The 17,107-nt window shown below is 33.3% G+C and carries 19 protein-coding genes; 9 read left to right on the top strand and 10 right to left on the bottom strand.

Annotated features, from left to right (window positions below; genetic code table 11):
* Positions 1 to 3 precede the first annotated feature (3 nt).
* A complete protein-coding gene (locus tag Spiro2_RS08565; RefSeq protein WP_338635325.1) occupies positions 4 to 1,185 on the bottom strand; it encodes a glycosyltransferase family 4 protein in 1,182 nt (393 codons plus the stop codon).
* 220 nt (positions 1,186 to 1,405) lie between these two features.
* On the opposite strand from Spiro2_RS08565, the gene fliD reads away from it, so the two are divergent.
* The gene (gene fliD, locus Spiro2_RS08560; RefSeq protein WP_338635324.1) at positions 1,406 to 2,767 is read left to right on the top strand and encodes a flagellar filament capping protein FliD; all 1,362 of its coding nucleotides are present in this window, start codon (positions 1,406 to 1,408) and stop codon (positions 2,765 to 2,767) included.
* Positions 2,768 to 2,811: 44 nt separating this feature from the next.
* Positions 2,812 to 3,366 (top strand): flagellar export chaperone FliS, encoded by a 555-nt coding sequence (fliS, locus tag Spiro2_RS08555; RefSeq protein WP_338635323.1) that lies wholly within the window; start codon positions 2,812 to 2,814, stop codon positions 3,364 to 3,366.
* Positions 3,367 to 3,370: 4 nt separating this feature from the next.
* On the opposite strand, the gene Spiro2_RS08550 is transcribed toward fliS, so the two are convergent.
* Positions 3,371 to 4,123, bottom strand: coding sequence for a response regulator (locus tag Spiro2_RS08550; RefSeq protein WP_338635322.1), 753 nt, complete (start codon positions 4,121 to 4,123; stop codon positions 3,371 to 3,373).
* A gap of 77 nt (positions 4,124 to 4,200) precedes the next feature.
* Between Spiro2_RS08550 and Spiro2_RS08545 the strand changes: the two genes are divergently transcribed.
* Both Spiro2_RS08545 and murI read left to right on the top strand, forming a co-directional pair.
* Positions 4,201 to 5,064: an HAD-IA family hydrolase gene (locus Spiro2_RS08545; protein WP_338635321.1), complete on the top strand. Its 864-nt coding sequence runs from the start codon at positions 4,201 to 4,203 to the stop codon at positions 5,062 to 5,064.
* On the top strand, positions 5,061 to 5,954 hold the full coding sequence (gene murI, locus Spiro2_RS08540) for a glutamate racemase (protein WP_338635320.1): 894 nt from the start codon (positions 5,061 to 5,063) through the stop codon (positions 5,952 to 5,954). Before Spiro2_RS08545 ends, murI begins: the two co-directional genes overlap by 4 nt.
* A gap of 2 nt (positions 5,955 to 5,956) precedes the next feature.
* On the opposite strand, the gene Spiro2_RS08535 is transcribed toward murI, so the two are convergent.
* Positions 5,957 to 6,889 carry a DUF1338 domain-containing protein gene (locus tag Spiro2_RS08535; RefSeq protein ID WP_338635318.1) on the bottom strand — a complete coding sequence of 311 codons (933 nt, stop codon included), beginning with the start codon at positions 6,887 to 6,889 and terminating at the stop codon, positions 5,957 to 5,959.
* A 318-nt stretch (positions 6,890 to 7,207) separates the two neighbouring features.
* On the opposite strand from Spiro2_RS08535, the gene Spiro2_RS08530 reads away from it, so the two are divergent.
* Positions 7,208 to 7,675, top strand: a complete 468-nt coding sequence (locus Spiro2_RS08530; RefSeq protein WP_338635316.1) for a hypothetical protein — start codon at positions 7,208 to 7,210, stop codon at positions 7,673 to 7,675.
* Positions 7,676 to 7,690: 15 nt separating this feature from the next.
* Positions 7,691 to 8,110, top strand: coding sequence for a hypothetical protein (locus tag Spiro2_RS08525; RefSeq protein WP_338635315.1), 420 nt, complete (start codon positions 7,691 to 7,693; stop codon positions 8,108 to 8,110).
* Here Spiro2_RS08525 and Spiro2_RS08520 read toward each other — a convergent pair.
* Together Spiro2_RS08520 and Spiro2_RS08515 are read right to left on the bottom strand one after the other, a co-directional pair.
* A complete protein-coding gene (locus Spiro2_RS08520) occupies positions 8,107 to 8,790 on the bottom strand; it encodes a hypothetical protein (RefSeq protein WP_338635314.1) in 684 nt (227 codons plus the stop codon). The genes Spiro2_RS08525 and Spiro2_RS08520 overlap by 4 nt on opposite strands.
* 8 nt (positions 8,791 to 8,798) lie before the next feature.
* On the bottom strand, positions 8,799 to 9,644 hold the full coding sequence (locus Spiro2_RS08515; RefSeq protein WP_338635312.1) for a flagellin: 846 nt from the start codon (positions 9,642 to 9,644) through the stop codon (positions 8,799 to 8,801).
* Positions 9,645 to 9,899: 255 nt separating this feature from the next.
* Between Spiro2_RS08515 and Spiro2_RS08510 the strand changes: the two genes are divergently transcribed.
* From Spiro2_RS08510 to rlmD, 3 genes are read left to right on the top strand one after another with little or no spacing between them, the layout of a single operon-like run.
* A complete protein-coding gene (locus Spiro2_RS08510; RefSeq protein ID WP_338635310.1) occupies positions 9,900 to 10,688 on the top strand; it encodes a hypothetical protein in 789 nt (262 codons plus the stop codon).
* A 56-nt stretch (positions 10,689 to 10,744) separates the two neighbouring features.
* On the top strand, positions 10,745 to 11,716 hold the full coding sequence (locus Spiro2_RS08505) for a hypothetical protein (protein ID WP_338635308.1): 972 nt from the start codon (positions 10,745 to 10,747) through the stop codon (positions 11,714 to 11,716).
* 51 nt (positions 11,717 to 11,767) lie between these two features.
* Positions 11,768 to 13,177: a 23S rRNA (uracil(1939)-C(5))-methyltransferase RlmD gene (rlmD, locus tag Spiro2_RS08500; protein ID WP_338635306.1), complete on the top strand. Its 1,410-nt coding sequence runs from the start codon at positions 11,768 to 11,770 to the stop codon at positions 13,175 to 13,177.
* Here rlmD and Spiro2_RS08495 read toward each other — a convergent pair.
* The 5 genes from Spiro2_RS08495 to Spiro2_RS08475 form a co-directional block, all read right to left on the bottom strand.
* Positions 13,174 to 13,875 carry a hypothetical protein gene (locus Spiro2_RS08495; protein WP_338635304.1) on the bottom strand — a complete coding sequence of 234 codons (702 nt, stop codon included), beginning with the start codon at positions 13,873 to 13,875 and terminating at the stop codon, positions 13,174 to 13,176. The genes rlmD and Spiro2_RS08495 overlap by 4 nt on opposite strands.
* A 97-nt stretch (positions 13,876 to 13,972) precedes the next feature.
* Positions 13,973 to 14,824 carry a ParA family protein gene (locus Spiro2_RS08490; protein ID WP_338635302.1) on the bottom strand — a complete coding sequence of 284 codons (852 nt, stop codon included), beginning with the start codon at positions 14,822 to 14,824 and terminating at the stop codon, positions 13,973 to 13,975.
* Between the two features lie 14 nt (positions 14,825 to 14,838).
* The gene (locus tag Spiro2_RS08485) at positions 14,839 to 15,972 is read right to left on the bottom strand and encodes a lysophospholipid acyltransferase family protein (RefSeq protein ID WP_338635300.1); all 1,134 of its coding nucleotides are present in this window, start codon (positions 15,970 to 15,972) and stop codon (positions 14,839 to 14,841) included.
* Between the two features lie 17 nt (positions 15,973 to 15,989).
* A complete protein-coding gene (locus tag Spiro2_RS08480) occupies positions 15,990 to 16,724 on the bottom strand; it encodes an NAD-dependent epimerase/dehydratase family protein (RefSeq protein ID WP_338635298.1) in 735 nt (244 codons plus the stop codon).
* A gap of 25 nt (positions 16,725 to 16,749) precedes the next feature.
* Complete coding sequence (locus Spiro2_RS08475) at positions 16,750 to 17,040, bottom strand: hypothetical protein (protein WP_338635296.1); 291 nt, start codon at positions 17,038 to 17,040, stop codon at positions 16,750 to 16,752.
* Between the last annotated feature and the right edge of the window lie 67 nt (positions 17,041 to 17,107).

Raw genomic sequence — 17,107 nt, 5'->3', positions numbered from 1 at the left:
ACATTATTTTCCGTTAAATTGTGAGTAGAGGCAATATAAATTCTCAAGCTTTTGTTGCCAAGAATGTTCTTTTTGAATCCATTTTTTAGCATTTTCACCATGTCGTGCAATATGCTCTGGATTATTTAAATAAAAAGAAATTGCTTTGGAAATTTCTAGCGAAGATTTTGGTTGAACTAATAAACCTCTTTCATTGTGTAATATTTGTTCGGGAGTGCCACCAGAGTTAGTGCCAATCACTGGCAGTCCCATGGCCATTGCATCCAAAACAGATAACGAATATGTTTCTTTATACGTGCCAAGTACAAAAACGTCTACAGCATTTAAAAATGAAATAATATCGTTTTGAAAAGGAATAAGTTGAATTCTTTCATTTATTTCAGGAGAAAGTGTAAAGTTATTGAGCCATTCAAAAAGCTGCAAAGATTGTGGCTCATAAATTGGTCGCTGATCTTTAGTAAGATGTTTTAGGGTGGGCTCTCCTACAATCCAAAGTTTAATTTTTTTCTTTGTTTCGGCATCAAAATGGAGAAAAGATTCTGCAAATTCTTTTACTCCTTTTTGTGGATCGATTCGACAAATGGTTGCAACAACAATTTCATCATCATGCACATTATAGAATTCGCGAATTTTCTTTCTGATAGCATTATTTTTTTGATATTTTTCTAAATCCCGTCCATACCGGAGCAACTGAACTTGATTTGGAAATACTGGATAATGCAATTTAACTTGTTGATTTAATATATTTGAAGATGTAACAATAGATTTGACATTTTTATAAATAAAGCGATGAAAAATATTATTTTTATTAATAGAATTCATATATAAACTAAATATTTGTGTGGTGTTTTTACAAAAATATAAAGTTAATGAACATAGCCATACATCATGACTGGTGTGTGTATGGATAATTTTAAAATTATTTTTATTAATTATTTTTCTAATACGGATAATATCCAATGGACTAATTTTTGCCTTTTTAATTGCATGATAAATGGGTATGCCGAGTTTTTTGGCTTCAGCTTCGAGCTTAGAACCAGGCATGCAATATAGCGCAGTTTTGCCCTTTTTTTCTAAAATCTTTTTTATAAGGAGTAAAGTATAGATTTCTAGCCCACCGTAAGCGTTAGAGCGATTTACGTGGAGAATGGAGTCTAGATTATCAAAATTCGGGTCGCTTAACATATTTGTACTGATCGCTTTCTCAATAGTTAAATCTTAGAAGGTTTTTTTATAAAAAACCTTCTTATTAAATAATATTATTTTCATTTAAAAATACAAATATTTTTCTAATGATTTGACTTTTAGCTTTATTAATGGAGTGTTATCTTTTTGCACTGCAAATATTGAGTATAGGTTTATAAAATTTTTGATATAGTAAAAGAAAAGAGAGGATGTAGGATTTATGGCTCCTATTCGAGTCAATACAGGTTCTGGTATTGATCCCAAAATGGTCGATCAGTTGGTTGAAATTCAAAAAGAACCAATCAAACAACTTGAAAGCAGAAAAAAAGTACTTGCTGATGAGCAAAGACAATTTAATGAATTGAAAGGTCTTGTGAGTACCCTTGGCACAACCCTAAATGGGATGCGAACTCGAGCCGATTTTTACAAGCTAAAAGTTGTAAGCTCGCACCCCGATATTATTGAAGGCACTGTTGATAACAATGCACCCATTGGCAATTTTGAATTAGAAGTTCGCCATCTTGCAAAGGCAAATAAACTTTTAACGCAAAGCTTTCCTGACAAAGATCAAACTCCAGTTGGATTTGGGTATATGTCAATTGAAACTGAAAATGGTGATTCGTTTGATGTCGATATTGATCCCGATAATTCCACGTTGCAAGATGTTGCAATTCAAATTAATTCTATGGCGAAAGGTGTTAAGGCGATTGTCATTAATACTAAAGAAGGAATTGAAGACTCTGAAGAAGACAATTATCGATTGATAGTCATTTCAGAGCAATCTGGTAAAGAAGCAAAAATTACAATTGATCCAGATACCACTTACCTTGAATTTAAAGAGCAAGTGACTGGAAGAAATTTAGAAATGCTTTTTGAAGATGTAAAAGTTTATAATGAAACAAATAAAGTAACAGATTTATTTCCTGGATTAATACTTGATGTTAAAAGAGAAGAACCTGGAACAAAGATAAATGTAAAAATAGATTATGATGTTGAAAAAACAATGGACGTCATAAAAAAATTTGTTGAAACATATAATAAAGTAAACGAATTTATTGATAAACAATTTCAGTTAGATCCTACAACAAACAAAGCTGGAGTGCTTTCTAAAGATAACAGTTTAAGGACGTTACGGAGAGCATTGCAATCTTCTATTCAATTTAGTGTACCAGGAAAAAAGTACCAAACTTTAGCAGATGCAGGAATTTCTACCGATCCAAAAACTGGCGGTTTGAAATACGATGAGACTAAAGTGAAACAGGCTTTAACCGAAGATTATCCTGGAGTTGCGAAGTTGTTTATCCAATCGGATGAGTCAACTGGTCTCGGCATTCGGATGTCTGATTCTGTGCGTGCAATTCAAAATCAGCAAAGCGGTGTGATTTCATCAAAAGAGCGTGAATATAAAAGAATTCTCGACAATTTTGATAAAGACATCGCTTTTAAAACAAGGCATGCCAAACAACGCGAAGAGGCGATCAGAAGACAATTTACCGTGGTTGAACAACTTATCAATGGAATGAATGCTCAAGGGCAAGTTTTGCAACAGAGATTAGGTGCTCCGGCTCCTGAACAAATGTAGTGCAAAATGCGATTTTGAGAACTGATTTTCAAGGATGGAGTTGCATGAATACCAAAGCGTTAAAAGCCTATCAGTCAACAAACGTTACCACTGCAAATCCTAGTAAAATTTTGCTTATGCTTTATGAAGGATGCATTAAATTTATTAGAGTTGCTAAAGCAAAAATGCAAGAAAATAAGACGGCCGAAAAAGGCAAGAATATTAGCAAAGCATTAGCAATTTTATCTGAACTGATTAATACCCTAGATCATGAAGTGGGGGGGCAGCTTTCCGCAGATCTTGAAAACTTGTATATTTTTATTATGGATAAGTTAATTGAGGGTAATCTCCACAATAGAGTTGAGGATCTCGAAATTTCTGAAAGACTTTTAATGACTTTATACGAAGCATGGGAAGATGTCGTTAATAATCCCCGGCCTGATGGAGTGCCGAGTCCAAAATTACAACCAGATTTGTATTCAATGTATGTAAATTCTAAACAAGAATTACCAAAAACACCTCAAGTAGAAAAAAAAGCGAGTGGTGTTTCTGTAAATCTGTCTAACGAATTTAAACAACCCTCAGTTGGTGGTAATGTGGTCACTAAAAAGGTCGGATAGTGCTTTATAAATAATAATGCTCAGATTTTATAGATAGGCTATTTGAATTTACAAAATGTGTAATTTTTTGTTGGTCAGGCTCATTTAGGGTTAAAAACTTGATCCCAAATCCTTCTTCTGTTATGCGAACGACTTTCCCTTTGCATGTTATTAAACTTGCGGTATTTGGTAAAATAAATTCACAGATTATCACTTGTTCTAAAGAAACATTGATTTCTTTGTTTAAGTCTAACAAATGGCATCCAGTTGCAGAGATATCGATTGCAATAGTTTTGTAGATCTTGTCTTCATTTTTTAGAATAAATCCAATTTTGCAGGGGCTTCTTTCTGCTTTGCGGTAGTTAACTTTTGCCACTTTTTTAATTTCTTGAATTAATTTTGGGCGCGGAAGCGGTTTTACCAGGTATAAATCACAACCTAAAAAATAAGCCTGATCCATGATTTCATTTTGATGTTCAATTGACCAAACGATAATTCGAAGGTTTGGATTATGGTTGTTTTGCTTGAGGTGTTTAATTTCTTGTATTCCTTTGAGTTTTTGAAAAAAGTAATCCATTATAACGACATCTATTTTTTCATGGGTTAATATCGTTTTCATTCGCTCAAGGTTATCAGCAGTTTTTACGTTGAAACCTGCTTTAAGTAACGCAATGTTTTCAAGTTTTAAATTGATTGAATGATCTTCTAAAATCAGGACTGTAATTTTTTTTTCTGTTGATTTCATAGAAGAAACGTTGCGTTTTTTTGAAACTGGCATAATGTGTTTTCCGTATAAGTTTTAAATATCCACCAAAGCTTATCGGGGCATATTTAACCCCTCTTAAGGAGAGATTCATGCTTTGGCCCGAGATTTCTTTAAATGATATCAAGTTACTCGATTGTGTTTGGACAAATGAACGCGCAAAGGTTTGTCAAAAAAATAAGAATTTTGCTGGTTTTGTATTTTTTGATATTGGTGGCGTCTTGATTGACTTAGATTGGGATGCTTTTTTTCTTGAGTATTCTAAATTATTGCCTGTTAATATTTCTAAAGATTTTAATAACATTGTTGCTTTGTTAAAAAATGAAGGGACATGGAGTAAATGGTGTTCGGGGCAAATGGGTGCATTTGAGTACGCAAATTGTCTCAATCATGCGTTGCAACGAACTTTTGATGTAAAAGATAAAAGTCTCTCTGTGCATGAAATCAAACAGGCAGATAGTTATGTCGTGGGTGGTGTGCGTCATAGAGTTGTTGAATTCGCAAAATTGTTGCGTCAAAAAAACTTTGGGATTGGTGTCTTAAGCAATGCAACAACGTGGCATGAGATTATGATTGAAAAGCGATTACCGGTAAGAGATATTTTTGATGTCACTATTTTTAGCCAGGATGTTGGTTATGAAAAACCAGACCCACAAATTTACAAGCATGCTTTTTTGGAGGCAAAAAAATTTGTGAATCAAAAATTTGCAACCAATTTAGAAGCTCAAGATGTATATTTTATCGATGATACGCCAGCTAATGTGTATGCAGCGCGCGAGGCTGGCTGGCAGTCGGGCTTGGTGAATTTACTCAATGATGTAATTTTACAAAAACTAAATAGTGGGTTGATATCTCCAGAAGAATTAAAAGCGTTCTCAAAACAAAGAGAAAACCTGTTGTTTGGAGTTCTTGCTGGAAACAGAGTTGAAAAAATCTTTGGAAATATGCTTGAATGATTTGTAAAAATAAAATTAAGCCCAATATTGCTTTTTTTGACTCTAGCCAAGGTGGCCTCACTGTTTGGGAGAGTGTATTAAAACGCTTTCCGCAACTCAATACTCAGTATTTAGGTGATAATGCCCGTTGTCCGTATGGAAATAAAAGCCAAGAAACCATTACCCGATACGCGATAGAGGCGGCTAATTTTTTAGAAAAAAGAAATGCGATTCTTTTGGTTATTGCTTGCGGTACTGCTTCAAGTGTTGCGGCAAAGCAGTTACAAAAACAATTTTCTATGCCAGTGATTGGTATTGTAGAAGGGTTTTGCAAGTTTGTAAGTGAAATATTAACCGATAAATTAAGAACCGTGGCCGTTCTTGGCACTCATTTTACCATACGAAGTGCGCGATTTGCAGAAGAACTTAAGTTACTTGGTATTGCAAAGGTTTGGTCGAAAGCGTGTCCGTTGTTTGTTCCTTTAGTAGAAGAAGGAATTACGACAGGCTCTATTGTTGATTCAACATGCGAAATGTATCTTTGCGAAATTCCAGAAGATACAAAGGTTGTTATGCTTGCTTGTACTCATTATCCAAGACTCGCTTTTTCCATTGCTGATTATCTTGAAAAAAAACTTGGTAAAACTGTTGTGTATAAAACTATTCATGGCGATTGGGTTATGAAGCTAGGTCGTAAAGCGACAGACGATCCAGTTTATTTAGTAGAATCTTCTTTGCCAATAGTTAATTTTGTTACGCAGTTTATAAAAAATAATAATTTTGAAAATATATTGTTTACAGAAGAATGCTCTGTTATGTGTACGGATTCTCCAGAACAGTTTGAAAGTATTGCCAGATTTTTTACTTCTATACCATTACCAAAAGTGGAGTCAGTTGAAATTTTTTCTTAAACTTACTTTCTAAAATTAGTGGATTCAAATATTTTATCTGCATTGCTTGTTACAAAACCTTGGTAATAGTTATCCCAAATTCCGTCGTGTTTTTTTCCTTCTAAAGTAAAGCGATAGGCAAATTCTACAAAGGCGTAAGGAATTTTTTGAAAGCCATCTTGAAATGGAACAAGAATTTCTTCTGCGAGCGTAGCGCTTTGTTCGAGCTTTACTTCAGGAGTGCCTTTAATAATGGACCCTCCTGCGTTGTTTAATTTAATTTTAAGTTCTGATTCAATAAAATTATTAAATTCTTTTAGGCTTTTAAAATTGTTCATCAAATGAACGCTGACCGTAAAATGATTGGGAGTATTGCCAAAAACAAGAGTCCAAGCTGCATACTCACTTTCTTTGCGAAGTGTTTCATAGTCTTTATAAATTGGCTTACGCCAAATAGCACCGCTATTTAGAAAAAGTGCAAGTGATTCTGAAAAATCATCAACTCTTTGAGGATATTTTTTTAACAAATTAAATTCAGATTTGAATTTATCAAGTGGTGATAGGGTAACATCTGCTGTATAATTATTGATACATTTTACAAAACTAGAAGAAAATCCTTCAGGTTCAAGAACACTAATAAAAACTTTAGGAAAAACTTTTGTGCTAGGCATATTTTCTTGATGAGGAGGATCCATAGATATTGCAGAAAGTCTTTTATCTTGAAACTTATAGCTATTTGATTTTTTATAACCAAGTAACTCAAAAATATTTTTTAATATATTTAACCCACAGTTTTTGCCTGGTAATGTTCTAAATGCAATATGATCTTCAACCCATATGTCTTGTTTTTGTTTTATAGCGTTTTCGATGATGCTAGCTTGAGGAACCTTTTTTTTATAATTTTGCCAAAGTTTTTTAATTACATTATCAATTATAGTGTCTTGAATATTTTGCATGGTATTCAACCCTGTATAAATCAAGTTTTAAAGTTTTTTATATAGTTAATAATGAACTAAATTTTTTATAATTTCAAGGTTTAATTAATTTTAAAAATTTAATACATATTGGAGATATAATTTTTTATTTTGATAAATTTCTATTTTTACTTTTCTTATTTTTCAATTTTTATAAAATATTTATTTTTGTTTATTAAAGTAAAAAAAAAAGAAATTTTTTAACATTTTTATTTAAATTTAAAAATAAAAAATTATATATTTGCTTTGTTAATTAAGATAAAATATAAATAAATCTGTTATTTAAAAAGGAGGTCGGTAATGTTTTTTAATATTAATAATAAGTTTATTATTAAAGCAGGTTTTTTAGTAACTGGATTATTTTCTTTTCCGGTATATTCTGATCAGTCTTTAGAAAATTTAAATGCAAATGATGTTGATAATAGTGTAATTTTGGTTAATTTTTATAAAAATGCATTATTTTCAGGAATCGTTTGCGCAAAAAACGCCTGCTCTCAAACTCTTCATTTGGGTGATAAATATATCATACATAATCCTAAAGAAGGCGATGAAGTATGTGTACGTATTTATGATGCAATTTATTATTATGATTATCTATTTAAATATAATAAACAATCAAATATTTCTGAAATTAACTTTTGGGGAACTATTACAGACAGAGCTTTTGATGTTACAAAATCTTCTATTCAATACATTAAAGGTGAAGCGTTTGGAAAATATCAAAAATATCAAAAAAATCAAAGATTTTGCGATAAATTTATAAATTAATAAAAGGAAATTTTTATGAAAATTATTTTAAATTTTTTTATTGTTATATTTGGACTTAGTAGTGTTTGTGCATTTTCAAATGATTTTAATCAAAAAAAAGTTAGTATAAATTTTGTTCCAGGTACAGCTTTTTTAGCTAAAGTGTGTACAAAAAATGGTTGTTCAACAGAAAAAGCAGTTGGACAATCTCATCAAGATTATTTAAATGTCGGTGATTATGTGTGTGTGAGTGTAGCCGGTGCTTTTTTCAAAAGGTATGAATACTTTTTTAAAATTACTAATAGTGGTGAAAGCTATATTAACTTTTGGGGACCATTTTTTTATCCAAAATATTTTTATGATTATAATTTTATCCAATATTTTGACTACAAAACAAATTCAACTAATTTTGCTTGCTCAACATGGGATTTTGAAAATAATAAATTTGTAGATTAAAACATAAAAGGATCAGATTTTGCGTTGTCTTCAATAAGTTTTGCATTTTCGCCATAAATTGTTTTGCGGACAATATTTCTTTCTTCTGTTGTTGTAAATTTATTTTCAACAGTGTTCCAAAATTCTACCTCTTCATTTCCTGCAAGTTTTTTTTGCGTTATTCCTTGCGAACGATTTGCAAATTCTTGAAAGCATTTTAAAATATTTTCTAAACTTTGTCTTACACTATCCTGAAACTGTAATGCCATAATAACTGGAGCTATCATATTTGCAAGTTCTTTGTCTGATTCCGATAATTTTTCAAGTTGTTTAGATAAATTTCCAGCTTTGTTGCCAATTTCTTTGTAACGTTGACTCTCTCCTAGTGTCTTTGCTTTTGCAAGATCACCTGCTGCAGCGCTTTCAAAAATTTCGTTTGCCATATTGTTTGCTTCTTCTGCCATTTTTTCGACTTCAGAATGTTCGGCAGTTCCTTCTTGATACATACTTGTGATTAAACCTTTTACGGTTTTTGCTTGATCACTCGAAAGATTTGCTACAGATTCTATTTTATTTCCAATCTCTAATGCAGCTTGTTCTGTTTTGGTAACAACATTTTTTAAAATTGTATCTGTAATTAAGATTAAATCTTTTACAATGGATACATAGTTTTCATGTGTGATTTTAAGATTGTCTGACATAGTTTATTTTATCTTCCTTCTAAAAGAGAGAGTGCCATTCGAGATGTTACATTTGCTTGCTGCAAGACGCTTGTACCTGACTGCAACAATATTTGATTTCGGGTCAGTTCAGAGCTTTCCTCAGCAATATCGACATCCTTAATCCGGCTATTTGCAGCGCTTAAATTTTCAACAGTGGTTGCAATATTATTAATAGTCGATCCGAGTCTGTTTTGTAAAGCCCCGAGATCTGCTCGAATACCACTGACGTAATCGATTGCATTTTCAATTGCAGTAAGCGAAAATTGTGCTCCAACTTTAGTATCCAAAGAAAGATCTGCGACACCAAGTCTATTTGTTTTGACATCTGCTTTAAAAGAATTGTACTCTAAACGGTCGACGCCAAGGATGTTGTCACCACCTGTGTTAATTTGGATTTCAAGTATTCCTCCGGTACCATCTAAGAGTTGTGTTCCGTTAAATTCGGTCGCATAAGCAATACGATCAATTTCATCTTTGAGTGCTTGGTATTCTAAATCGAGATAAATTCGCTCTTTTGGACCTATTGTATCTGATGCAGCTTGGACGCCAAGTTCACGCATACGAATTAGCATATTTTGTACTTCGTTCATGCCACCTTCAGCGGTTTGAATCAAGCTAATGCCATCGTTGGCGTTACGTTGTGCTTGTTGCAATCCTCTTATTTTTGACCGTAGTTTTTCGCTAATTGCAAGTCCGGCTGCGTCATCAGCTGCTTTGTTGATGCGATAACCAGAAGCCAATCGCTCGAGACTTTGATCAAGCATTTTGCGGGTGTTCCGCATATGTCTTTGATTGGTAATCGAGGTTACGTTGGTCATTATCCTGTAGCCCATTGCCGTCTCCACTCTGCGAATAAAAAAGATAGGAACTTCTAATGTAACAATATGTCATCTAGAATTAAGTACTTCTTTTTTACGCTATCAAAGTTTGCTTAATTTAAAAGCGTTTAGCGTCAATTCTGCAGTGGGTAGAACTATCCAGGTATACTTTTGAATTCTTTAGAAATATATTTTTTTTGTGTTACAATTCAAGAAGGTTACTTCATTTAATTCTTTATTTTTTAATTTTTTAGGAAAAGGACGATGTATATGATAAATGTCGAAAATAACCGATTCCCACATAGTGCTGAACTTTTTAAATTTTGCAAAGAGGTGTTAAATTATAAAAAAGATTCTGCGCAAAAAGTGACAGATCAAGATGTGGGTGCGTTACTGGGGTTTGATCCTGCAGATTGTACACACTGGAAATATGGCAGAAAAAATATCAAATCGATTCATAATATGCATCAACTTGCTGTTGCTTTAGATATGGATTCTCGGACATTGGTCGATTTGTCATTAGGTAAATATGCATTATTTGATGCACTGATGGAATATCAAGGTTATGGAGAATTTCTATGTAATAATGAAGAAAGACAGATTTTATTAGATGAAGCCAATAGAATAATTGATGTCGCAAATATTAAAGCATTGCCAATTTTTATTCCTGAGCTCTCTGGTGTGATTGAAAACCTTGAAATGAAAGCAGATGAAAGTCAAAATGAAATAATTTTAAGTCGCAATCAAGATGGAAAATATTTAATCACATGGTCTAAATCGGAGCGGATGGGAGCAGGGTTGCGATTTTTAATTGCCAAAGAATTTTCTGTTTTGTTACTTGCGCAACCTAAAATGAGAGACATGCTACCTCTCGAAAAAAATAGTATTTTTGCCAATCGCCTTGCCTTGTTCTTGCTAATGCCGTCATATTTGCTACAAATTGCTTGTAGTCAATGTGATCCTGCGCGCGATACGGTTGAGCAATTGATGTCTCATTTTTGGATGAGTCGTACATTGATTAATATTAGGTTGAAAGATTTTTTGATTCATAGAAACTAGAAGCTCTTTAAACAGTTTTCAGAGCTTGAGTTTCTAACCAACTCTTGGAAACAAATATGGATATTTCTACGATTGTTGCTTTTTCTTTTTCTGGTGTTGCTTTATTGTTTTGTGCATGGATAATTTTGTCTAAACATAAATTGATTTCAAAAAATGCTGTTCTGCAAAATAAAATACTTGTATTAGAGTCGAGTTTACTTAATGAAAAGCATAAACCTGAACATGCAACAGTAGAAAAAAAGTCAGTTTCGCAAGCAAAGCTTCATGACGTACAAGAGCAAAGTCATAATACTTCAGAAGTTATTTTGTTGCGTAAAGAAATTGCAAAATACAAAGAAGAAATTAAAAAATTAAAAGATGAAAATCGCCAAAAAGAACGTGCTTTAAAAGATGAAGAAGTTAATACAAGAAATAAATTATATTCATTAACCGAAGAAAACTCTAAGTTGGTTGCGCAGTTGCGTGAGTTCGATCAATTGTTAAAGTCAACGGCAGAAACAACAAAAAAACAAGTTTCTTTAGTTGAATTTGAAAAAAAGGTTTTAGAAGTTTCGCAGCTTAAATTTGAAAACGAAGAAATGAAAATTAAGCTTCATGATTCTGAAAAAATAAAAAAACAAAATGTTACCAAGTTAAGTGCGTTACAAGAAAAATTAAAAAATACAGAACAAGAATTACAAAAATGGGTCGATTCTTCGCGACTTAATGATGGCAAAGCGTTAGATCCAAGCGAGTTCTTACGCTGGTATGATAGGGCAATGTCAGCAAGAAAGATGTATCAACTCATGCGCCAAATGAGAGAGTTGTCTGATAATAAGCTACGTACTTATCAAGATGGGGTTATTGACCTTTCAAAATGGGTCTTAAATCAGAAAAATATACCACTTCCAACTATTTCCTCTAGCGAAGTTTTGGCAGATAGGTTATTAGCCGAAGCTTGGAATGCAATTTTACTAAACACGCCTTCCTTGTGCTATGCCGAAAAGTCTAAGTCAATTGAAGGTGTTTCAAGTAAAATGAGCGATTGAGATTAAGTTGCTCTATGCTGTTTGAAAACTTATAATAGTGGTGTATTTTTTATGAAAGATTTTGATTCTCGTTTGCCATTTAAGCCTACTTTTTCTGAAAATGATAGGTACCAATCCCATAAAAATGCCACTAAAAAAAGAGAGTCAACTCAATCTAAGAAGCTGATTTGGAAAGAAAAAAAACATACCCAATCAGAAATCAGAATGATGACAACACGTCATGGAGTTTCTGAGAAGATCATTCACGAGCAACCTTGCCGTGTGTTGGAGTCTTGTGGCTCGTGTCCTTATCTTGATTTAACCTATAAAAATCAACTTATTCAAAAAAACCAAGATTTAAAACTCCGCCTTAATGCGGTTGATAGTGAATTTTCTTCAGTCACAGTAAAAGATTGCGTTGCATCTGAAGAGCGTTTTGGCTATCGCCATGTTGTAAAATTAATTGTCTCTGAACATGGTTCGGTTGCGTCAGAGAGTGGATCAGACACCGCAAATGCCAAAAGATGGATAGATTTAGGATTTTATCACCAGTCTCGTAATCAGGTGATTGATATTGGCCGTTGTCCAATTCAGACAAATTCTATCAATGACATCGTAGCGTGGTTGCATGCAGCAATTCGAACACATCAAATTTCGATTTATACGCCTCGCAACCGTGCAGGTTTGATAAAAAATATTATCTTTAGAGCGTCGCGTCATTCAAAACAAGTGCAAATTGTATTGCAACTCACTAAACCAGCTGATGCGGCGCTTCGCGCACTTGCGCGCGAACTTGCAGAAAAGTTTATGTATGTACAAGGAATATTTGCTCAAGTTATTTCTACTGACGCCAAAAGAAATGATGTTAGTGAAGATGGTGAATTTAAATTGCTTGTGGGACAAAAGCTGTTAGAAGAGAGCTACAATGAACTCATTGTAAAATTATCTGTGGCGACTTTTTTACCTGTTAACCCACTGTTATCAGCTAATATGTACAATCGTATTTTAGGTTTATCGGAGTTGAACTTTAAAGAAACGGTTATAAACCTAAATTTTGGTTGCGCTGGAATAGCAATGACTTTAGCACGTGAAGCCAAGCAAGTTTTTGCAATTGACCCTTCTGCTTCTGCAATTGACGATGCCAAACGTAATGCTAAATTGAACGGTTTCAATAATATTAGTTTTCATCAAGGCGCAGTTGCACAAACTCTTTCGCACGTTGTTGCGCAGTATCAGTTGCAACATGTTGATGTGGTTGTCATGAATCCACCAGGGCGTGAGAGCTATGAACAAAAAGTATTGGGTGAAGTGTGTTTATTAAATCCTCGTTGCATAATTTATGTCTCATCTTTTTTTGATAACATGATTGAAGATTTAAAATATTTTATAAAACAAAATTACAAAATCGTTTTTTTAGAACCGTATGATATGCTTCCGGGTACGCAAAGTTATGATGTACTTTGTTATCTTGTTAAGAACTAATAAGAATTTAACTCATACACAAATGACACCACGTTTGAACTTGTTTTTTTATGATTGGTGTGCATCTTTCCTTGAATTTTAGCAAAAGAAGTTCCTGGTTCTGCTGCAACTGTATAAGTGCTTTCGCCATGCAGCCAGTCCATCACTTCTGTATTGCCCATACCAATTAGATTGTATTTGTTTTTAAATTTCAAGTCATGATGAGGAAGTGTAATTAAAAATTCAATATAAGGATTTCTATCGTAACCAATTGTTGTGGCCGTGAAATTGATAAATACTTGCACTTTTCTTTGTGTTTGAATGAATATCGCGTTATTAATTGTGATGTTTGCAATTTCATCTTTAGGATTAAAGTTAATAATTTGTGGCATGTAATTTATTTCGTTAATTTTATTTTGTGAATTTTTTTCGTCAGAACTTTGCATACTATACTCTACTGACTTTGATGCTTGTTTTTCTACTATTTCGAGTTCATTTTTTGTATTAATATTATTTAATAATTCTAAATTTTTTTGTTGTTCAGAAATTTTATTTTCAAGAGTAGAAATTTTAAGTTCAGCATCTTTTTTGAAATTAAAAAATTGTTTGTTTAAACAAACAATTTGCTCTGATTTTTTCTTTTGATTACAACCCTCTTCTTGAGAAAAAGAAGTTGTTTGAAGAAAAATGCAATAAATTATAACACTAAGTTTTTTCATTCTAAATTTCCTTCAATATTTTACTTGATAAATAGTAGAATTAAAACAAATTTAAATTTAAAAAACTAAATTGTTAAAGTCAATTATAAAATTAAATTTAATAATTAGGTGTAATTTCAGAAGCAGAATTAGATTTTTTGGGTGAGTTTTGAGTGTAAGCTGTATTTGGATCTAATGTTGGGTTGTTGATAAAATTATAGATACCAATAATAGATTGACTCACAGGATGATCGGGATGACCAATCACAATTGGTTTTACTTCGCTATGTGATTCTTTCACTTTAACACTAATTGGGATATAAGGCTCTAAGATTTTAAATCCTATTTTTTCTAGTTCTTTAATAACACTTTGCGCGTGTTTTGTTCCTTTTTGATATTGGTTAACAATTATACCTTTTACAATTAAATTAGGATTGTGATCGTGGCGAACTTCCTCAATGGTATTTTTAATTTCTTGAGCAGCTCTAATGCTAAAGGCATCACAGTCAATCGGAATTAAAATTTCTGTCGCAGCAATTAAACACGATAAGCTAAAAAAATCATTTGCAGGCGGTGGATCAAGATAGATTTCTTCATAGGTATTATTTTTTAAACCATCTTTTAATTTCATGATTTTATGTTTATTTTCAAGCTTTGTTCGAATATCTTCGAGTTCTCTGTTGCATGCAACCAAGTGCAAATTAGGAATTTTAGTTTGATGCAAAATATAATCAAACAACGATTGTCTAAAAATATTGATATGTAAACAGCTTTCATAAAATTCGGCCAGTGTTTTTTCTGGTTGTTGGGTGAGACCTAATAAATAGGCTGTGGCATTACCTTGAGGATCCGAATCAACAAGCAAAGTACGGCGTCCATGCATAGCGGAGCAGGCTGCTAAGTTAACAGCTAATGTTGTTTTCCCAACTCCACCTTTTTGATTATAGATCACACGAATTGTCTGAGACATACAATCTCCTTAAATTATCCAAACCATATGCTGCGTCTGCTTTTAAGTTTATCAACTATTGTGCTTTGAATTTGCTCTTTAACCATTCGAGACATTTTATAAACCAAAACTCGATCTTTTTCTGCCCCTGGTCCGTAGTTTGAAAAATCAATTGGCGGCATAATATGTATGTTCCATTTGCTCGGTAAAGGAACGAGCCCCAATAATCCAAGCCAAGGAAAAGTCCATGTAATTGGCGTGTATGGAACGCCAATAATTCTAGAAATTGTTGTTTCTTTAGCAATCATTGGGTGAATTTCTTCGGGGCCAATAAAGGCAACAGGAATTAAAGGAGCCCGTGTCCGCAAGCACAGTTTGATAAATCCGCCCCGCCCAAATCTTGCAAGATGATATTTGTCGCGATAAAGCTTGCCAAGCCCTTTTACGCCTTCTGGAAACACAACAACAGGATGATTGCTTTCAAGCAGAAGCTGTGCATTTTCTTGGCTCGCTCGAACTCCGCCAAATCTATTCATGAGTGACCCTAAAAACGGAAAATGGAACAAAAAATCTTCAACCATAAACCTTAATTCTCGATGCATTTGATGCTCTTTTTGAATTGCAACTTTGAGCATTGTGGCATCGTAAGGCAGTCCACCAGAATGATTGCCAACAAGAAGCACGGGGCCTTTTGAGGGAATATTCGAAATCCCGTAGGTTTCAATTCTCCAATATTTTACATAAAGAAATTCGAGTATAGGCTGCAGAAATTTATCAAAAATTGGGTCATAACCAAAAGGATCAACCTCTTCGCTTCTTAGACTTAAAGACAATTGATGATATTTTTTTCGCATATTAAATGGGTTTAAATCTTTAAATAAATCGTCCTCGATTTTAGGTTCATCTACAAAGTGAAGAGATGAGTTTAATAATGTTTCAATTTCTTTTCTTAACTCATGTAGTTTTTCGATCACTTTATACAAGTCTTCTTTTGTGGCAAATTTTTCTATATTATTATTTAATTTTGACTGCAATTCTTTTTCAATTCGATTAAATTGTTCAACAAGTGCACCACGAACGTTAAAAATATATTTTGTATAATTTTGAAAAGATTGCTCGCTTTCATATTCTACATTGTTTTGATTTGAAATATGTTTATTGTAAGCCATAACAACCCTCTTTAACTTTAGAATATTCTTTGAAAACCTTGTGAACTTGCATAGGCGGCATCTTCTCCAAGCGTAGAAGAAGGAATAGAAAAACCAATTTTTCGTAATCTGTTTGCTTCAATCATAGATTTGAGCGCTTGGCGACTTGAATACTTAGGCATAAAACCAAGAATATCTTCAGCCCTTTTGCTATCTGCAACACAGATATACTGAAAAAAAGGTACGATATCAGAAGGCAGCTCCCAGATTCGAGATGCATATCCTGCAGCAAAAAAAGTGTGACACATTGGAGCAATAAAAGGGACAGGGAGTTTGCCAGACATGTGAACGCCTGTTGTAAGTGGAAGAACTCCTCTGCCAACAATATTAAACACTCCTGAAGCGCTTGATGATAATGCCATAATCTGTGCTCTCACTGCATCGTCTTCATGAATAAATTGCACAAGAGGGTCGTATCCAAGAACTTTAGGAACAATTCCTGCAAAAAAGTAACGGGCTCTGATATTTGTAGAATTTGGGCCTAATATGGGAGCAAAACGCAATACTGTCACGGCACAATTTGGATAATTATTTGCAAAATCTTGTATTTGATTTTCAACATCAATACGGGTTCTAACAAAGTGAGGCCCCTGCATTCTTAACTCAAACGACTCATTTATAAAATTTGGGTTTTTAGGATGCGCTCCATAAACAAAGGTTGCACTGTGCACGATTAATTTGCTGATTTGAGCTTCAGCAAGAGCATTGAGCACATGATAAGTTCCAATTGTCTCGACCTCATGGTGATAACTTTTCTTTCGAGTGCACAGAAAACAGTGCACCATGAATAAATGTCGTGATTTTATTTTCAATCAATACTGAAGAAATGTTTGAACTTGCTTCGTCTTTTGTTAGGTCTACTCGATGAAAAATAAACTTTGTTGACGCAATTGCTGGTGGTTTTACATCAAAAATGTGAACTTCTTTAACACTCGACAAAGTTGCCAACCGATTGAGTACGAGTGTTGTTAAAAAGCTTGATGCGCCTGTTAATCCAATTCGTTCATGTAACTGTATCGTGCTATCCATGTGAAAATAAACCTGCTGTTTTATTTTGTTGAAGCTTTATTCGTTTTGCCATATATCACGTTACCTG

It is taken from the genome of Spirobacillus cienkowskii, assembly GCF_037081835.1.
Classification (GTDB): Bacteria; Bdellovibrionota_B; Oligoflexia; order Silvanigrellales; family Silvanigrellaceae; genus Silvanigrella; species Silvanigrella cienkowskii.
Note: the sequence above shows the minus strand (reverse complement) of the source record. Positions and strands in the feature narration are given on the sequence as shown.

Bases quoted from the DNA above. Each gene is read 5' to 3' on its own strand.
- Spiro2_RS08515 (WP_338635312.1), bottom strand. From the start codon at position 9,644: ATGGGCTACAGGATAATGACCAACGTAACCTCGATTACCAATCAAAGA.
- Spiro2_RS08485 (WP_338635300.1), bottom strand. From the start codon at position 15,972: ATGGCTTACAATAAACATATTTCAAATCAAAACAATGTAGAATATGAA.
- Spiro2_RS08530 (WP_338635316.1), top strand. From the start codon at position 7,208: ATGTTTTTTAATATTAATAATAAGTTTATTATTAAAGCAGGTTTTTTA.
- Spiro2_RS08495 (WP_338635304.1), bottom strand. From the start codon at position 13,875: ATGAAAAAACTTAGTGTTATAATTTATTGCATTTTTCTTCAAACAACT.
- Spiro2_RS08475 (WP_338635296.1), bottom strand. From the start codon at position 17,040: ATGGATAGCACGATACAGTTACATGAACGAATTGGATTAACAGGCGCA.
- Spiro2_RS08535 (WP_338635318.1), bottom strand. From the start codon at position 6,889: ATGCAAAATATTCAAGACACTATAATTGATAATGTAATTAAAAAACTT.
- Spiro2_RS08490 (WP_338635302.1), bottom strand. From the start codon at position 14,824: ATGTCTCAGACAATTCGTGTGATCTATAATCAAAAAGGTGGAGTTGGG.
- rlmD (WP_338635306.1), top strand. From the start codon at position 11,768: ATGAAAGATTTTGATTCTCGTTTGCCATTTAAGCCTACTTTTTCTGAA.
- Spiro2_RS08525 (WP_338635315.1), top strand. From the start codon at position 7,691: ATGAAAATTATTTTAAATTTTTTTATTGTTATATTTGGACTTAGTAGT.
- fliS (WP_338635323.1), top strand. From the start codon at position 2,812: ATGAATACCAAAGCGTTAAAAGCCTATCAGTCAACAAACGTTACCACT.
- Spiro2_RS08520 (WP_338635314.1), bottom strand. From the start codon at position 8,790: ATGTCAGACAATCTTAAAATCACACATGAAAACTATGTATCCATTGTA.
- Spiro2_RS08550 (WP_338635322.1), bottom strand. From the start codon at position 4,123: ATGCCAGTTTCAAAAAAACGCAACGTTTCTTCTATGAAATCAACAGAA.
- Spiro2_RS08545 (WP_338635321.1), top strand. From the start codon at position 4,201: ATGCTTTGGCCCGAGATTTCTTTAAATGATATCAAGTTACTCGATTGT.
- Spiro2_RS08510 (WP_338635310.1), top strand. From the start codon at position 9,900: ATGATAAATGTCGAAAATAACCGATTCCCACATAGTGCTGAACTTTTT.
- Spiro2_RS08505 (WP_338635308.1), top strand. From the start codon at position 10,745: ATGGATATTTCTACGATTGTTGCTTTTTCTTTTTCTGGTGTTGCTTTA.
- Spiro2_RS08565 (WP_338635325.1), bottom strand. From the start codon at position 1,185: ATGTTAAGCGACCCGAATTTTGATAATCTAGACTCCATTCTCCACGTA.
- fliD (WP_338635324.1), top strand. From the start codon at position 1,406: ATGGCTCCTATTCGAGTCAATACAGGTTCTGGTATTGATCCCAAAATG.
- murI (WP_338635320.1), top strand. From the start codon at position 5,061: ATGATTTGTAAAAATAAAATTAAGCCCAATATTGCTTTTTTTGACTCT.